Annotated in this window: 14 protein-coding genes and 1 pseudogene; 8 read left to right on the top strand and 7 right to left on the bottom strand. The window is 74.0% G+C overall.

All coding sequences use genetic code 11. From position 1 onward, the window contains the following. Positions 1 to 160: 160 nt before the first annotated feature. Genes QMF80_RS13220 through QMF80_RS13210 form a run of 3 tightly spaced genes read right to left on the bottom strand, consistent with a single transcriptional unit; the run spans position 161 to position 3,938 of the window. A complete protein-coding gene (locus QMF80_RS13220) occupies positions 161 to 1,288 on the bottom strand; it encodes a TolB family protein (RefSeq protein WP_283452763.1) in 1,128 nt (375 codons plus the stop codon). Next, a complete protein-coding gene (locus QMF80_RS13215) occupies positions 1,285 to 2,589 on the bottom strand; it encodes an MFS transporter (protein WP_283452761.1) in 1,305 nt (434 codons plus the stop codon). The genes QMF80_RS13220 and QMF80_RS13215 overlap by 4 nt, the downstream gene beginning before the upstream one ends. Beyond that, positions 2,589 to 3,938 (bottom strand): discoidin domain-containing protein, encoded by a 1,350-nt coding sequence (locus QMF80_RS13210; RefSeq protein WP_283452759.1) that lies wholly within the window; start codon positions 3,936 to 3,938, stop codon positions 2,589 to 2,591. Before QMF80_RS13210 ends, QMF80_RS13215 begins: the two co-directional genes overlap by 1 nt. 592 nt (positions 3,939 to 4,530) lie before the next feature. Here QMF80_RS13210 and QMF80_RS13205 point away from each other — a divergent pair. The 4 genes from QMF80_RS13205 (at position 4,531) to QMF80_RS13190 (ending at position 8,569) form a co-directional block, all read left to right on the top strand. Then, on the top strand, positions 4,531 to 5,538 hold the full coding sequence (locus tag QMF80_RS13205) for a TIGR03842 family LLM class F420-dependent oxidoreductase (protein WP_283452757.1): 1,008 nt from the start codon (positions 4,531 to 4,533) through the stop codon (positions 5,536 to 5,538). Between the two features lie 171 nt (positions 5,539 to 5,709). Continuing rightward, positions 5,710 to 6,534 carry an inositol monophosphatase family protein gene (locus QMF80_RS13200; RefSeq protein WP_283452755.1) on the top strand — a complete coding sequence of 275 codons (825 nt, stop codon included), beginning with the start codon at positions 5,710 to 5,712 and terminating at the stop codon, positions 6,532 to 6,534. Between the two features lie 95 nt (positions 6,535 to 6,629). Next, positions 6,630 to 8,051 carry a phytoene desaturase family protein gene (locus QMF80_RS13195; RefSeq protein WP_283452909.1) on the top strand — a complete coding sequence of 474 codons (1,422 nt, stop codon included), beginning with the start codon at positions 6,630 to 6,632 and terminating at the stop codon, positions 8,049 to 8,051. Continuing rightward, a complete protein-coding gene (locus QMF80_RS13190; RefSeq protein WP_283452753.1) occupies positions 8,051 to 8,569 on the top strand; it encodes an O-acetyl-ADP-ribose deacetylase in 519 nt (172 codons plus the stop codon). Before QMF80_RS13195 ends, QMF80_RS13190 begins: the two co-directional genes overlap by 1 nt. A gap of 261 nt (positions 8,570 to 8,830) precedes the next feature. On the opposite strand, the gene QMF80_RS13185 is transcribed toward QMF80_RS13190, so the two are convergent. After that, positions 8,831 to 9,979, bottom strand: a complete 1,149-nt coding sequence (locus tag QMF80_RS13185) for a glycerate kinase (protein ID WP_283452751.1) — start codon at positions 9,977 to 9,979, stop codon at positions 8,831 to 8,833. Between the two features lie 143 nt (positions 9,980 to 10,122). Between QMF80_RS13185 and QMF80_RS13180 the strand changes: the two are divergent. The 4 genes and pseudogenes from QMF80_RS13180 to QMF80_RS13165 form a co-directional block, all read left to right on the top strand. Further along, positions 10,123 to 10,532, top strand: a pseudogene (locus QMF80_RS13180) (BCCT family transporter); the annotation flags it as partial. Continuing rightward, positions 10,506 to 10,628 carry a hypothetical protein gene (locus tag QMF80_RS13175; RefSeq protein WP_283452921.1) on the top strand — a complete coding sequence of 41 codons (123 nt, stop codon included), beginning with the start codon at positions 10,506 to 10,508 and terminating at the stop codon, positions 10,626 to 10,628. The pseudogene QMF80_RS13180 and the gene QMF80_RS13175, both read left to right, overlap by 27 nt. A gap of 91 nt (positions 10,629 to 10,719) precedes the next feature. Beyond that, positions 10,720 to 11,214, top strand: coding sequence for an NUDIX domain-containing protein (locus tag QMF80_RS13170; RefSeq protein ID WP_283452749.1), 495 nt, complete (start codon positions 10,720 to 10,722; stop codon positions 11,212 to 11,214). Positions 11,215 to 11,285: 71 nt separating this feature from the next. Beyond that, on the top strand, positions 11,286 to 11,714 hold the full coding sequence (locus QMF80_RS13165) for a hypothetical protein (protein WP_283452747.1): 429 nt from the start codon (positions 11,286 to 11,288) through the stop codon (positions 11,712 to 11,714). 26 nt (positions 11,715 to 11,740) lie between these two features. Here QMF80_RS13165 and QMF80_RS13160 read toward each other — a convergent pair whose 3' ends face one another. From QMF80_RS13160 to pssA, 3 genes are all read right to left on the bottom strand, one after another. After that, positions 11,741 to 12,271 carry a methylated-DNA--[protein]-cysteine S-methyltransferase gene (locus tag QMF80_RS13160; RefSeq protein ID WP_283452745.1) on the bottom strand — a complete coding sequence of 177 codons (531 nt, stop codon included), beginning with the start codon at positions 12,269 to 12,271 and terminating at the stop codon, positions 11,741 to 11,743. A 63-nt stretch (positions 12,272 to 12,334) separates the two neighbouring features. Continuing rightward, on the bottom strand, positions 12,335 to 13,822 hold the full coding sequence (locus QMF80_RS13155; RefSeq protein ID WP_283452743.1) for a DNA-3-methyladenine glycosylase 2: 1,488 nt from the start codon (positions 13,820 to 13,822) through the stop codon (positions 12,335 to 12,337). A gap of 141 nt (positions 13,823 to 13,963) precedes the next feature. After that, entirely contained in the window at positions 13,964 to 14,746 is a 783-nt protein-coding gene (gene pssA, locus QMF80_RS13150) for a CDP-diacylglycerol--serine O-phosphatidyltransferase (RefSeq protein ID WP_283452907.1), read from the bottom strand. Positions 14,747 to 14,760 lie beyond the last annotated feature (14 nt).

The following is a 14,760-nucleotide window of genomic DNA, read 5'->3' as shown; positions in this document are numbered from 1 at the left end:
GGGAGGTCTAGACCGGAGGTCAATAGGTCTGGACCAAGCGGGCCGCGCGGTGGGCCCGGGGACGGCCGGTCGGGGTGCGTGCGCGCCCGACACCGCCGCCCTGCGCACTCGGCCGAGCCGGTGGTCCCGGTCCCCGGGGCACCGCCGCGCCCGCACGTGGTCAGCCCGCCAGGGCGACCGGTGACGATCCCCCCGCGACGGTCAGCCGGGGCGTGCCGGTGCCGTCGGCGGGCACGCTCCAGACGTCGCTCGCGCGACCGCCCGCGCCCGGCAGGGCGTAGGCGACCGTGTGGTCGTCGGTCCAGGACGCCTGGTCGTCGATGCCGCGCGTCTCGGCGAGCGGAGTCTCCACCATGGTCCGCAGGTCCAGGACGTACAGCCGCCAGGGCGCGGCGGGGTCGTCGGAGACGCGCTTCTTGAACGCGACCCGGGTGTTGTCCGGCGACAGGGACGGGCATTCCACGTTCTCCCGCAGCACCTTCGCCGACCAGTCCTTCATGTTCCCCTCGATGAGGTACGTGTGCCCCTTGGTGGAGACGGTCGCGTAGAAGCGCTCGTCGTCCCTGGCGAAGGACACCCCCCAGTAGTTGACGTCGGGGGCGTGGTGGCGGGCGCCGTCGAGGGTGAGCGGGATCTCCTCCAGGGACTTCACCAGGTACCCGGTGCGCTGGTCCAGGACGGCGGTCCGGGTGGAGAAGCCGGTGGTGGAGTAGGAGTCCCCGGTGGCGAACACCGTCCAGGCCAGCATGTGCCCGGAGGCGGACACCCGGGCCCGGGTCGGGATCCCTGGCACGGTGGTCCGGCTCACCTCGCGCAGGTTCCGGTCGAGAACGATCGCGTACGTCTTCGGCAGCACCCCCGGCTCGGCGCGCAGGCACAGGGCCGTGTCCCCGGCGGCGTGGAAGCGGTCGCAGACGGGACCGCCCCCGACGCGGTCCGGCGCGGGGCTCCCCGGCGCGGTGAGGGGCTGGTGCGCGACCCGCCCCGTGGCCGGGTCCCGGAAGTAGATCGCCGGTCCGCCGAGGGTGAACGAGACGTCGGCGCCGCCCCGTTGGTTCTGCGACCGGTGTCCCTGCCCGGCGTGCACGGCGTACCCGACGGAGCCTCCCCCGAGGAGTACGACGGCGGCGGCCACGAGGGCGATCCGGGCCCGGGCGCCGGGCCGGGGCGCGGGCTTCGCCGCACGGGGCACGCCCGGGTCGGGGCCGGCGTGCGGGCCGGCGTGCGGGTCGGCGCCCGGGGCCGCGTCAGCGCCGGGGTCCGTGGGCCTGGGGAACTTGAGGGTCATCCGGTGCGCCTTTCGGGGGTCGGGGATACCGGCGGCCCCTCGGCGGACGCGGTACGCGGCAGCAGGGCCCAGCCGCCCGCGAGCGCGGCGAGCAGGGCGGCCGTCGCCGCCCACAGGGCGGACTGCTGGCCCCACAGCGTCCACGCGGCGCCGAAGCCCGCCGCGGCGAGCATCCGGGCCAGGGCCTGGCCGGTCTGGAGCAGGGCGAGCCCGCCCGCCTGGCCGTCGGCGGGCAGTACGGAACCCGCCAGGGCCATCAGCACCCCGTCGGTGGCCGCGTAGAACACCCCGAGCAGCGCGAGGACGCCCGCCAGGAGGAAGGGGGCCGGGCCGCCCTCCGGGGCGAGCAGCGTGAGGTAGGCGCCGAGCAGGGCGAGGTGCCCGCACAGGAAGGGCAGCCGCCGTCCGACCCGGTCGGCGATCCGGCCCATGGGGACGGCGAGCAGCAGGTAGCCCGCCGCCGCGCCCAGTGGCAGGAGCGGGAACCACGCGGCGGACAGCCCGAGGCGCCGCTGGAGCAGCAGGTAGACGAAGGCGTCCCCGATGGTGGCGGCGCCGAGCAGGGCGGCGGCGCCGAGGATCCGCCGGAAGGCGGGGTCGCCGAGGGCCCGAAGTGCCCTGCCCCGGCGCGGAGTCGGCTTCGGCCGCGCGGCCGGGGGCAGGGCCGGGAGGGAGCGCCCGGGGACGTACAGGACCAGGAGCAGTACGCCGAGCAGGCCGACGCAGAAGCTGGCGACGAACACCGCGTCGTACGCCCCCGCGCTCGCCCAGAGCAGGGCGAAGGCGGCGAGCGGGCCGAGCAGCGCGCCGGTGGTGTCCATGGCCCGGTGCACGCCGAAGGACCGGCCCAGCTCGTCGGGGTGGCTGCTGAGGGTGATCAGGGCGTCGCGGGGCGCCGTACGGATGCCCTTGCCGACCCGGTCGGCGGCCAGGGCCGCGGCGATCCCGCCGGTGGCGCCGCCCGCGAGGAGCAGGCCGAGCCGGGAGCAGGCGGAGAGGGCGTAACCGATCCCGGCGATCTGCTTGTACCGCTGGCCGCGGTCGGCGAGGTGCCCGCCGAGCAGCCGGACGACGGAGGTGGCGCCGCCCATCAGGCCGTCGAGGAAGCCGAACTGGATGGGGGAGAGGCCGAGTCCGAGGACCAGGTAGAGCGGCAGCACCGCCGAGACCATCTCGGAGGAGATGTCGGTGACGAGGCTGACCATGCCGAGCGTCAGGACGGCGGCGGGGACGCGCCGGCCCGCCCCCTCGGTGGGGGGCGGGGCCGGAGCGTCGCGGCGGCCGGTGGTGGCCAGGTACATCAGTGGCAGGTGTACTTCGGGCTGGCGTCCTTGCTCTTCCCGTCGGTGCCGACGTAGTTCCAGCTGTAGCCGGAGTCGGTGAAGTCCAGCTTCAGCACGCCGTATTCACCGCTGATGCGCTTCTGGCTGTTGGGCTGGACGTTCTCGATGGGGTAGGGCTCGGCGCCGCCCATGCCGCCGACGATCTCGGTGATCCCGTCGGCGTTGGCCTTGCCGTTGGGGTCCTGCGGGGCGAACCGCTCGTAGTGGTGGTCGTGGCCGTTGAGCACGAGGTCGGCCTTGGCGCCGTACAGGATGTTCCAGACCGGCTTGCTGACCGGGTCGTTGCCGTGACCGCCCGAGGAGTACAGCGGGTGGTGCCAGTAGGCGGCGACGCAGGACTTGCCGTTGGCGGCGAGGTCGGCCTTCAGCCAGTCGATCTGGGCCTTCTGGTCGAAGGAGTTGGAGTCGAGGGCGATGAAGTGCCAGTTGCCCTGGTCGAAGCTGTAGTAGCTCTTGCCCTGGGGGTAGGCGATCGATCCGAAGTACGACTTGTACCCGGCCAGCGTTCCCGCCGGGTCGTACGTCTCGTGGTTGCCCGGCACCGGGTGCGTCTTGTCCTTGAACGCGCCCCAGGTCTTGTCGTAGTAGGCGCGGTAGTCGGCGATCCGGGCGTCGTCGTACTGGTTGTCGCCCATCGTCAGGTAGAACTTCGGGTTGATCTTCTGGGCCAGCGCGGCGGTCTTGGGGTGGGCGCAGGAGCTGTCCGAGGCGGTGCACTGGGCGGCGATGTCACCGGCGGCGACGACGGTGAAGGCCCCGGTCTGCGGGGGCTGTCCGCCGTCGAGCGTGCCGTACACCTCGACCTCGTGCAGCGAGTACCCGTACGCGGTGCCGCGGGCGGTGCCGTAGACGCGCAGGTAGCGGCCCTTGCCGGTGAGACCGGTCCAGTCGTCGGTACCGCCGTTCCCGGCGGTCTCGTTGGCGAGCCGCGTCCAGGTGGTGCCGTCGGCGGAGATCTCGACGCGGTACGCCTTGGCGTACGCGGCCTCCCAGCTCAGGCTGACCCGGCTCACGGTGGCGTCCGCGCCGAGGTCGACGCGGATCCACTGCGGATCCTTGCCCTCGACGCTCGCCCAGCGGGTGGCGGAGTTGCCGTCGAAGGCGTTCTGCGGACCGAAGGCGGACGTCTCGCTGGAGGACGCGGTGGCGGTCTTGCCGCGCGAGATGACGGGGTCGGCGGCGGCCCCCGCCCGTTCGGGATAGGCGAGCAACAGGCCGCCGACGAGCAGGAGTACGGAGGCGAGGACCACGCCCAGGGTGCGGCGTGGTGGGGCGGTGCGGGGCGAAGCTGAGGTGTTCAGGTGCATTCCTGACTCCTTGGCCTACGGGGGTGAGGAGAGCTGGGCAGCAGGTACCCGGCCCCGCGCTTCGGCCCGCGGACGGGCTGGGGGGAGCGGTGCCGCGGCGGCCGGGTCAGAGCTCTCGCTGAGCGCGTCACGCCCGGAAAACACCGGGCACCGCGCCGAGCCGCCGAGCGGGATGCTAGCAAACAGGAAACTTTCCTACCAGTCGTTCGGCAGCGCTCTCGCAGGCCCGAACCGGGCCGGTGGAACCATGTTTGACGCCGCGTCACCCGCTGTTCCACCCGCCGCGGTCCGACGGCCGCCGTTCACCGCGCACGCGTTCACACGCCGTTTGAACACAGCCTCCACCGGGCTGGGCCCGTGATCGACGGGGCCGACGGGGGTCGGCCGCGACGGCGTGGCCGAGCGGGGCGCGGCGGCCGGGCGCGGCGGCCGCGGGCGGAGGTCCCCTTCCCAAGGCCGGTCGGACCACCGAGGATTGTCCCTCCGCGACGCGCGTACGAGGCGTCGTCGCACCCGGTTCGGTACGGCCTGATGTGGAAGGATCTCCCGGAAGGGGGTCCCGCCTGTCAGTACCTCTAAGGAGCTTGGTCCCTTGGACTTCGGACTCGTCCTGCAGACCGACCCGCCCGCCTCCGCGGTCGTCAGCCTCATGCGCCGCGCCGAACGCAACGGCTTCCGCTACGGGTGGACCTTCGACTCGGCCGTGCTGTGGCAGGAACCGTTCGTCATCTACAGCCAGATCCTGGAGCACACCCGGCGGATGCGGGTCGGGCCGATGGTCACCAACCCGGGCACGCGCACCTGGGAGGTGACCGCCTCCACCTTCGCCACCCTCAACGACATGTACGGCAACCGCACGGTCTGCGGGATCGGCCGCGGGGACTCGGCGATGCGGGTGGCCGGGCGCGCGCCCAACACGCTGGCCCGGCTCGGGGAGGCGATCGGGGTCATCCGGGACCTGGCGGAGGGCCGCGAGGCGCAGGTGGACGGCAAGGCGCTGCGCATCCCGTGGATCCGGGACGGGAAGCTCCCGGTGTGGATGGCGGCGTACGGGCCGAAGGCGCTCGCCCTCGCGGGGGAGAAGGCCGACGGGTTCATCCTCCAGCTCGCCGACCCCTTCCTCACCGAGTGGATGATCAAGGCGGTCCGGGACGCGGCCACCGCGGCGGGCCGGGACCCGGACGCCCTCACCATCTGCGTGGCGGCTCCGGCGTACGTGGGCGAGGACCTCGCGCACGCCCGCGACCAGTGCCGCTGGTTCGGCGGAATGGTCGGCAACCACGTGGCCGACCTGGTCTCGCGCTACGGCGAGCACTCCGGGCTGGTCCCGGAGGCGCTGACCGAGTACATCACGTCCCGCCAGGGCTACGACTACAGCCACCACGGCCGCGCGGGGAACCCGTCCACCGACTTCGTCCCGGACGAGATCGTGGACCGCTTCTGCCTGCTCGGCCCGCCGGAGGCCCACATCGAGAAGCTCCGCGCGCTGCGCGCCCTCGGCGTCGACCAGTTCGCCGTGTACGCCATGCACGACGCGCGGGAAGCGGTGATCGACGCGTACGGGGACCACATCATCCCGGCCCTGACGTCGGGTCCCTGACGGCCGGGCCCGGCCGTGCTTCCGTGACGTCCGGCCCCTGACCGCGAGGGCCTGACCGGGAGGGCCTGACCACGAGGCCCTGAGGGCGAGCCCCCGGCGTTCACCCGGGGGCCACCCGCGGGCCTGTCGTTCCCGGTGGGGTTTGTCAGTGGGGCATGGTCTGATGGAGGCATGATCGAAGACTTTCTGGCCCGTGACCTGTCCGATGTAGAGGAAGCCGTCCGCAAGGCCGCGGCGGTCGAGATCATGCCGAGGTTCCGGCAGCTCGCCGACCACGAGGTCGACCAGAAGAGCGGCCCCCACGACCTGGTGACCGTCGCCGACCGGCGGGCCGAGGAACACCTGACCGCCGCCCTCACCCAGCTGCTCCCGGGCTCGGTGGTGGTCGGCGAGGAAGCCGTCCACGCCGATCCGACGGTGTACGGGGCGCTGCGCGGTGAGGCCCCCGTGTGGATCGTGGACCCGGTCGACGGCACCCGGCAGTTCGTGGCCGGGGACCCCGGTTTCTGCACCCTGGTCGCGCTCGCCCTGCGCGGCGAGATCCTCGCGTCCTGGACCTTCGCTCCCGTCCTGGAGGAGCTGGCCACCGCGGTGCGCGGCGCGGGCGCCTTCGTCAACGGCGAGCGGATAACCGCCGGTTCGCCGCTGCCGGGCGCCGAGCTGCGGATCGCCATGGCCCACCCCCTCTACACGAGCGAGGAGGACAAGCGGACCCTGGCCCGCCTCGACGTGCCGGGAGTGGCGGCGCGCCCCTGCGGCTCGGCGGGCCTGGAGTACCTGAAGGTGGCCCGGGGCGAGATGGACGGCCTCGCCTTCACCTGGCCCTCCGCCTGGGACCACGCGGCCGGACTACTGCTCGTCGCCGAGGCGGGCGGCGCGCAGAGCACCGTCGCGGGCGAGCCGTACCGGGTGGACCGGGACAATGCGCTGCCCTTCGCGGTCGGCCGTGACGAGGCCACGGCCCTGCGGATCCGGGACCTGCTGCGCGGCGCGTGAACCCGCACCGCGCGGGGGGCGGCCGAGGGGATGGACGGGCGGAATATCCTGGGACCCCCTGAGGCAGTGACGCTGCCGGACGAAGGAGTCGCATGGTGCCGTCGATTCTCGATGCGGTCGTCGTGGGGGCGGGTCCCAACGGGCTGACAGCCGCCGTCGAACTGGCCCGGCGCGGCTTCTCGGTGGCCGTCTTCGAAGCCGCCGACACCGTCGGCGGCGGGGCCAGGACCGAGGAGCTGACCCTCCCGGGCTTCCGGCACGATCCCTGCTCGGCCGTGCACCCGCTGGGCGCGGGCTCGCCCGTGTTCGCCACCATGCCGCTCGCGCGCTACGGGCTGGAGTGGCTGCACGCCCCGCTGCCCATGGCGCACCCCTTCGACGACGGCAGCGCCGCCGTGCTCTCCCGCTCGGTGGCCGAGACCGCGGCCTCCTTCGGGCCCCGGGACGCGGGCGCCTACCGGCGGCTGGTCGCTCCGTACGTGGGCAAGTGGGACACCCTGGCCCGCGACTTCATGTCGCTGCCGTCCACCGCGCTGCCCCGCGACCCGCTCACCCTGGCCCGCTTCGGGATCGACGGACTGCCGCCCTCGACCTGGCTGCTGCGGCGGTTCAAGGACGAGCGGGCGCGGGCCCTGTTCGCCGGGCTCGTCGCGCACGTCATCGCCCCGCTCGGCGGGATCGCGACGAGTGCCGTCGGCCTGGTCTTCGCCCTCGCCGCGCACGCGGGCGGCTGGCCGATGCCGCGCGGCGGCTCCCAGTCGCTCTCGGACGCCCTCGCCGCCTACCTGCGGGACCTCGGGGGTGTCGTCCACACGGGGTTCGAGGTCAAGCGGCTCGACGACCTGCCGCCCGCCCGGGCGTACGTCTTCGACACCTCGCCGACCGCGCTGGCCCGGATCGCCCGGCTGGGGAGCGCCTTCGACGGCTACCGGTACGGGGCCGGAGTGTTCAAGATCGATTACGCGCTGGACGGCCCCGTCCCGTGGACCGCCGAGGCGCCGCGCCGCGCGGGCACCGTACAGATCGGCCCGCGCACCCGGGACATCGACGCCGCCCTGCAACTCGCCTCGAGCGGCCGGGCCCCTCGCAACCCCTTCCTCATCACGGCCCAGCCCAGCCTCGTCGACCCCGGCCGGGCGCCCGAGGGCAAGCACGTGTTCTGGGCGTACGGACACGTCCCGGCGGGCTGGGACGGCGACCTCACCGACGCCGTCGAACGCCAACTGGAGCGCTTCGCGCCGGGGTTCCGTGACCTGGTCCTCGCCCGGGCCACCGCCGGTCCGCCGGAGCTCGCCGCCCGCAACCCGAACTACATCGGCGGCGACATCGCCTGCGGCGCCGCCTCCGGGCTCCAATTGCTGCTGCGCCCCAAGCTCACCCTGTCCCCGTACACGACGGCCCACCCGGCCGTCTTCCTGTGCTCCTCCGCGACTCCGCCGGGGCCGGGCGTGCACGGCATGTCCGGCCACAACGCGGCGAAAGCGGTCTGGCGCCGCCTCCGGAAAGGCTCTTCCTGATGGTGCGCATCACCCTCGTCCAGGGCGACATCACGGCCGAACGCGTGGACGCGGTGGTCAACGCGGCGAACTCCTCGCTGCTCGGCGGCGGCGGGGTGGACGGTGCGATCCACCGGCGCGGCGGGCCGCAGATCCTGGCGGCCTGCCGGGCGCTGCGCGCCTCGCACTACGGCAAGGGCCTGGCGACGGGGCGTGCGGTCGCCACCACCGCGGGCCTGCTGCCCGCCGGGCACGTGATCCACACCGTGGGGCCGGTGCACTCCCGGGAGGAGGACCGGTCCGCGCTGCTGGCCTCCTGCTACCGGGAGTCCCTGCGGGTCGCGGCCGAGCTGGGCGCCCGCACGGTGGCCTTCCCGGCGATCTCCACCGGGATCTACGGCTGGCCGATGGACGACGGGGCGCGGATCGCGGTCGCCGCGGTGCGGGCGGCCGCGGTGAGCCCGGTGGAGGAGGTCCGCTTCGTCCTCTTCGACGCCGGGGCGTACGCGGCCTTCGAGACGGCGACGGCCCAGCCGTAAGGCGGCCCCGGCCCTTCGCCGCCGCGGCGGGGCCGGTGGTGCGGCGCCCGCGCGGGACCGATCCGGTCTGCCGGGTGTGTCGGCTGTCGGCGGCGGGTGGCCCGGGTGATGCCGGTGTGCCTCTGGCGGCGCCTCAATCGCCGGCGGGGCTGTGACTGCGCCATTCGGCCCGCCGGGCGTGTGAGGGCCGGATCGGGGGCCGGGACCGGCAGGGCCCCCGGTCCCTCGGGGGGAGCGGGGGCCCGTAGCGGCTCGGCGGGGTCAGAGGACGTCGGCCGCGATGTTCGCGGCGACGCGCTCCAGCAGCGGACCGGCGTTCGCGATGCACTTCGCGGTGTCCGGCTCGATCTCCGTCAGCGGGTACGCCCGCCGGATCCCGGCGCCGCTCAGGGCCTCCGGGCTCAGCGCCAGCCGCCCGCACACCGCCACGACGTCCTTGCCCGCGGCGCGCGCGGCGGCCGCCACGCCCGCCGGGGCCTTGCCGTGCAGGGTCTGCTCGTCGAGCGAACCCTCACCCGTGATGACCAGCGTGGCCCGCTCCAGCGCCGGGGCGAAGCCCAGCACCTCCAGCATCAGCTCGATGCCGGGCCGGAAGGTGGCCCCGAGCAGCAGCGCGCCGTAGCCGATGCCGCCCGCGCCCCCCGCACCCGGAGCCAGCGCGCACTCGGCCGCCTTGGCGCCGATCGCCTTCTCCAGCACCGCCGCGAAGTGCGCGAGCGCCGTGTCCAGCGTCGCCACGTCCTCGGAGGTCGCGCCCTTCTGCGGACCGTAGACCGCCGGAGCGCCCTTCGGGCCGGTCAGCGGGTTGTCCACGTCGCTGGCGAGGACGAACTCCACCTCGGCGAAGCGCGGGTCGATCCCGGACAGGTCGGCCGAGGCCAGCGAGGCCAGGGCGCCGCCGCCCGGACCGACCGGTTCACCGTTCGCATCCAGGAACACCGCGCCCAGCGCGGAGAGCATGCCCGCCCCGCCGTCGGTGGTGGCGCTGCCGCCCACACCGAAGACGATCGAGCGCGCGCCGACGTCGAGGGCGGCCTTCAGGACCTCGCCCGAGCCGTACGTCGTGGACGTGAGCGGGGCGAACACCCCCGGGGGCAGCAGCTGGAGGCCGGAGGCCTCCGCCATCTCGACCACGGCGGTGCCGTCGCGCAGCGCGAAAGCGGCCGTGACCTGGTCACCGAGCGGTCCGGTGACCCGTACCTCCCGGCGCTCGAACCCGGCCGCCACCGCGGCCGCGACCGTGCCGTCGCCGCCGTCCGCGACCGGAAGGGTCTCGATCTCCACGCCCGGTACGGCCTTGCGGAGGCCCGCCGTCACCCGCTCAGCGACCTGAACGGCCGTGAGCGAGCCCTTGAATTTGTCCGCGGCGATGAGCACGCGCGCGGTCTCAGTTACTGCTCCGTCCGTCACCTTGCTAATCCCTTGCTATCGAACAGTGCAGTCGCGCCCCCCTGAGCCTATCCGGAGGATTCTCCAATGCCCATGGGTGGCCTGGGACACACCCGGCGCGCCATGGTCATTAATGCTGATATACCGTCGCATAGTGGGTCCACATGAGTACGGATTCACTGGAACAGCCACACTCGGACGCCACGGCAGGCGCCCCCGGCCGCCCCTGCGGCCTCGGCGGCCCCGGCGACGAATCTCCCGACCGCAGCGTGGTCGTCATCGGAGTGATCACCGTCCTGGCCGTGGTCGCCTGGGCCGCGCTCGGCAAGGGATCCTTCGACTCCGCGTCGAACACCGCGCTGGCCTGGGTGCTGAACAACTTCGCCTGGCTGTTCGTGATCGCCGCCGACACCTTCCTGGTCCTGTGCGTCGTACTCGCGATCAGCCGGTTCGGCCGGATCCGGCTCGGGGCCGACGACTCCAAGCCCGAGTTCACCAATCTCGCGTGGATCACGATGATGTTCAGCGCGGGCATGGCATCGGCCTGATGTTCTTCGGGGTCGGCGAGCCGCTCGAGCAGGGTCCGGCCCGCCACCCCCGGCTGCGGCGGGTCGCAAAGTCGCGCACCCGCGACCGCGAGGACGGCGACAGCACCGGCCCGACGGCCTGACCACCGGCCCGGCCTGACCACCAGCCCGGCCGAGCACCGGCCTCGTCCGAGTCCGGGCCCGGCGCGGGGGCCGCTCGGTAGGGTGGCGCGGGTGACCACCACTGATGACTACGCCACCTACATCGCGAGCCTGCCCCGGGTGCTGGCGGGCGCGGCCGCCCTCTACCGGGACACCGAGGGCCGGGTGCTGCTCGTCGAACCCAACTACCGCGAGGGCTGGGCGCTGCCCGGCGGCACCATCGAGTCCGACCTGGGCGAGTCCCCGCGCACCGCGGCCCGCCGCGAGAGCGCCGAGGAGATCGGCCTCGACCTGCCGCTCGGCAGGCTGCTCGTCGTGGACTGGGTCCTCGGCCCGGCCCGCCCGCCGCTCGTCGCGTACGTCTACGACGGCGGGGTGCTCGACGCGGCCCGGCTGGCCTCGGTCACCCTCCAGGAGGAGGAACTGCTCTCCTGGCGGCTGGTCGAACCCGTCGAACTCACCGACTACCTCCCCGGCGCGCTGGGCCTGCGCACCGCTGAGGCGTACCGGGTCCTGCGCTCGGGAGAGGGCACCGCGGAGCTGGAGAACGGCCGCCGTCCGCAGTAGCGTCGGGGCCGCGGGAGCGGGACGGGGGACCCGTGACACCATGCCTACACCGGACGGGTAACAATGAGCCGATGATCACGATGTACGCCTGGCCCAGCACCGCTGATGGGCCCGACGCCCTGCCCATGGTCCACTTCACCACCGAGGAACAGGCAGGCGCGGACGTCACGCCCGACGGGGTGCCGGTCTGGCTGTTCGACACGGCGATACGGGACGGCGGCTGGGCCCACTTCGCTGACTACGACGGCTGGGCCGCCCCCGCCCCCGGCTGGAACGCCGCCTACCGCCGCGCCGACGACATCCTGTTCGTCAGCGGACCCGGCGCCTGCGAGGGCTGGTACCAGGGCAACCTGGGCGCCTCGGCGGAGTGGGTGGACGCTGCCGCCGCCCAGCAGAGCGTGGTCCTGCTGGCCGCCCCCGTGCCGCACCCCTCGCTCTACGGGTACGCGGTCGAGGCCGGAGCCGCCTTCGCCCTGCTCGTGCCCCTGATGGTGGTCTAGCACAGCCCGGTCCGGCACCGCCCGGCCTAGAACAGCCCCTCGGGCGCGGCGACGACCGTGCCCGTGCGCCCCGACTCGAACTCCAGCAGCCGCACCTTGCGCTCGACCCCGCCGCCGTACCCCGTCATGCTCCCCGAGGCTCCGATCACCCGGTGGCACGGGACGATGATGCCGACCGGGTTCTTCCCGTTGGCCAGGCCCACCGCGCGCGAGGCGTTCGGCTTGCCCAGCTTCGCGGCCAGCTCCCCGTAGGACCAGGTCTCGCCGTACGGGATGCGCGTCAGCTGGTCCCACACCCCGCGCTGGAACTCCGTGCCCTCCAGCCGCAGCGGGAGGTCGAAATCCTTGAGATCCCCGGCGAAGTAGGCCGCGAGCTGGGCCACGACGGCCGGGAAGGGCGCCTCGGTGGCCGCCACCCGCTCCCCGAAGGCCTCCTCCGCCGGGCGGTGGCGCTGCCCGGTCATGTAGAGGCCGCTGAGCGTGCCGCCCGTGGCGACGAGGGTGAGCGGCCCGTACGGGCTGTCGACGACGGCGTACTGCTTGCTGGTGCGGTCCATGAGCGGGACTCTCCTCGTGCGGTGCGGTGCTGTGCTGCGGACGGTGGATCGAGGGGGCCGGGGTCAGCCCGGCAGGTGGTTGACCGGGTGGTCGCCGGTGGCCCACAGGTACTGGACGGCGTACGCCCGCCAGGGCCGCCACCCCGCCGCCCGGGCGGTCAGCGCGGCCGGGGTGGACGGCAGCCCGAGCCCCTGGGCGGCCCGCCGGACCCCGAGGTCCGACGGCAGGAACGCGTCCGGGTCGCCCAGTGCCCGCATCGCGATCACCTCGGTGGTCCAGGGTCCGAAACCGGGCAGCGCGCCCAGCCGGGCCCGGGCCGCCTCCCAGTCGCTGTCGATGCCCAGCGGCAGCGAGCCGTCGGCCAGCGCGGCGACCAGAGTGGTCAGCGTGGCGCGCCTGCTGCGGGGCAGGGCCAGGGCCTCGGGGTCCAGCGCGGCCAGTGCCTCCGGGGAGGGGAAGAGGTGGGTCAGCCCGCCCGCCGGATCCGGGTCGGCCACCGGCTCCCCGTACGCCGCCACCAGGCGGCCCGCGTGGGTGCGCGCCGCCGCCGTGGACACCTGCTGGCCCAGCACCGCCCGTACGGCGAACTCCGCCGCGTCGACCGTACGCGGCACCCGGCGCCCCGGGGCCTTGTCCACCAGGGGCGCGAGCAGCGGATCCCGGCGCAGCTGCTCGTCCACGGCCTCCGGGTCGGCGTCCAGGTCGAGCATCCAGCGGCACCGGCTGATCGCGATGGTCAGGTCGCGCAGGTCGGTCAGGGCCAGCTGGCAGGCGATGTGCCCGGGCCGGGGGCTCAGCGCCACCACCCCGGTCCCGTAGGGCAGCCGCAGGGTCCTGCGGTAGGCCCCGTCGCGCCACTCCTCGACCCCGGGCACTGCGGTCGCCGCCAGGTGCCCGAAGAGGTTGTCGGGGTTGAGCGGAGCCCGGTACGGCAGCCGCAGGGAGAGCGAGCCGGGCACCGTGGACCGGGGGCCGCCCCGGTCGGCCCTCTCGGCCCGGACCCGCAGCTCGCTGGGGGAGAGGGCGAAGACCTCGCGCACGGTGTCGTTGAAGGTACGGATCGAGGAGAACCCGGCGGCGAAGGCCACGTCGCCCATCGGCAGCCCCGAGGTCTCCACCAGCAGCCGCGCGGTCTGCGCCCGCTGGGCCCGGGCCAGGGCCAGCGGACCGGCCCCCAGCTCGGCGTTCAGCTGCCGCTCCACCTGCCGGGTGGAGTACCCGAGCCGGGCGGCCAGCCCCGGGACGCCCTCGCGGTCGACCACCCCGTCCTGGATCAGCCGCATGGCCCGGGCGACGGCGTCGGCGCGCGCGTTCCACTCGGGGGAGCCGGGGCTGGTGTCGGGGCGGCAGCGCTTGCAGGCCCGGTAGCCCGCCTGCTGGCAGGCGGCGGCGCTGGGCAGGAAGCTCATGTTCGCGACCTTGGGCGGCACCGCCGGGCAGCTGGGGCGGCAGTAGATCCCGGTCGTCCTGACGGCGGTGAAGAACCAGCCGTCGAAGCGGGCGTCCTTCGACTGGACGGCCCGCACGCAGCGCTCGGTGTCGGTGTGCATGCCTCAAGGATCCGGCATCCCCGGGGGCCCGGCTGGCGGTTTTGCGACATGGACCTCAGGCGCACGAGAAGGGCCCCGGACGCCATCGGCGTCCGGGGCCCCTCTCTCACACGTGTGCGTACCCGCGCACCGCGCCGCCGGTTACGGCAGCTGACCGGCTCGTGCCTCGCGCCGGTTGTGGCGGAAGGTGTTGGCCCGCCGGGTGGTGGCGAACAGCGGGATGGTCGCCGCGAGCGCGATCTGGAGCGCGCAGCCGGTCTGGAGCAGGAGCTGACCGCCCGGGGCGTCGAACGCCCAGGCCGCCAGCAGTCCCATCGCACCGACGATCCAGCTGAGCATCGCCACCGCGAGGACACCGCGCGGCTTGGGGTACTCGACCCGGCTCACCATCAGCCAGGCCACGCCGATGATCGCCATCGTGGTCGGGATGAAGGGCAGCTCCAGCAGCACGATCGAGACGACCGTGAGCGCGCCGAAGGGGCTCGGCATGCCCTGGAACATGCCGTCCTTCATGGTCACGCAGCTGAATCTCGCGAGCCTGAGCACGACCGCGAGCAGGACCACGATCGCGGCCAGCGCCGACACCCGCTGGTGCGCGTCGTCGGCGACCATGCCGTAGACGAGCACGAAGTACGCGGGGGCCAGCCCGAAGCTGATCAGGTCCGAGAGGTTGTCCAGCTCCGCGCCCATGGGCGAGCTGCGCAGCTTGCGTGCCACCAGGCCGTCGCAGAGGTCGAAGACCGCGGCGAGCAGCATCAGTATCACGGCGGTCGCCGCGCTGTGCCGGGCCATGCCCGACTCGTCGCTGCCGGTGAGGTGCGGGATGAGGATTCCGGTGGTGGTGAAGTACACCGCCATGAATCCGCAGGTCGCGTTGCCGAGGGTGAGGGTGTCCGCTATCGACAGCCGCAGCGAGAGGGGCATCTCCTCGCCGTCGG

Source organism: Streptomyces sp. G-G2, assembly GCF_030063135.1.
In the GTDB taxonomy this organism is placed as follows: domain Bacteria; phylum Actinomycetota; class Actinomycetes; order Streptomycetales; family Streptomycetaceae; genus Streptomyces.
This window is presented reverse-complemented; position numbering and strand designations above follow the sequence as displayed.

Coding starts and splice junctions, on each gene's coding strand:
- QMF80_RS13220 (WP_283452763.1), bottom strand. CDS start 1,288: ATGACCCTCAAGTTCCCCAGGCCCACGGACCCCGGCGCTGACGCGGCC.
- QMF80_RS13215 (WP_283452761.1), bottom strand. CDS start 2,589: ATGTACCTGGCCACCACCGGCCGCCGCGACGCTCCGGCCCCGCCCCCC.
- QMF80_RS13210 (WP_283452759.1), bottom strand. CDS start 3,938: ATGCACCTGAACACCTCAGCTTCGCCCCGCACCGCCCCACCACGCCGC.
- QMF80_RS13200 (WP_283452755.1), top strand. CDS start 5,710: ATGATCGAAGACTTTCTGGCCCGTGACCTGTCCGATGTAGAGGAAGCC.
- QMF80_RS13190 (WP_283452753.1), top strand. CDS start 8,051: ATGGTGCGCATCACCCTCGTCCAGGGCGACATCACGGCCGAACGCGTG.
- QMF80_RS13175 (WP_283452921.1), top strand. CDS start 10,506: ATGTTCTTCGGGGTCGGCGAGCCGCTCGAGCAGGGTCCGGCCCGCCAC.
- QMF80_RS13165 (WP_283452747.1), top strand. CDS start 11,286: ATGATCACGATGTACGCCTGGCCCAGCACCGCTGATGGGCCCGACGCC.
- QMF80_RS13160 (WP_283452745.1), bottom strand. CDS start 12,271: ATGGACCGCACCAGCAAGCAGTACGCCGTCGTCGACAGCCCGTACGGG.
- QMF80_RS13155 (WP_283452743.1), bottom strand. CDS start 13,822: ATGCACACCGACACCGAGCGCTGCGTGCGGGCCGTCCAGTCGAAGGAC.
- pssA (WP_283452907.1), bottom strand. CDS start 14,746: ATGCCCCTCTCGCTGCGGCTGTCGATAGCGGACACCCTCACCCTCGGC.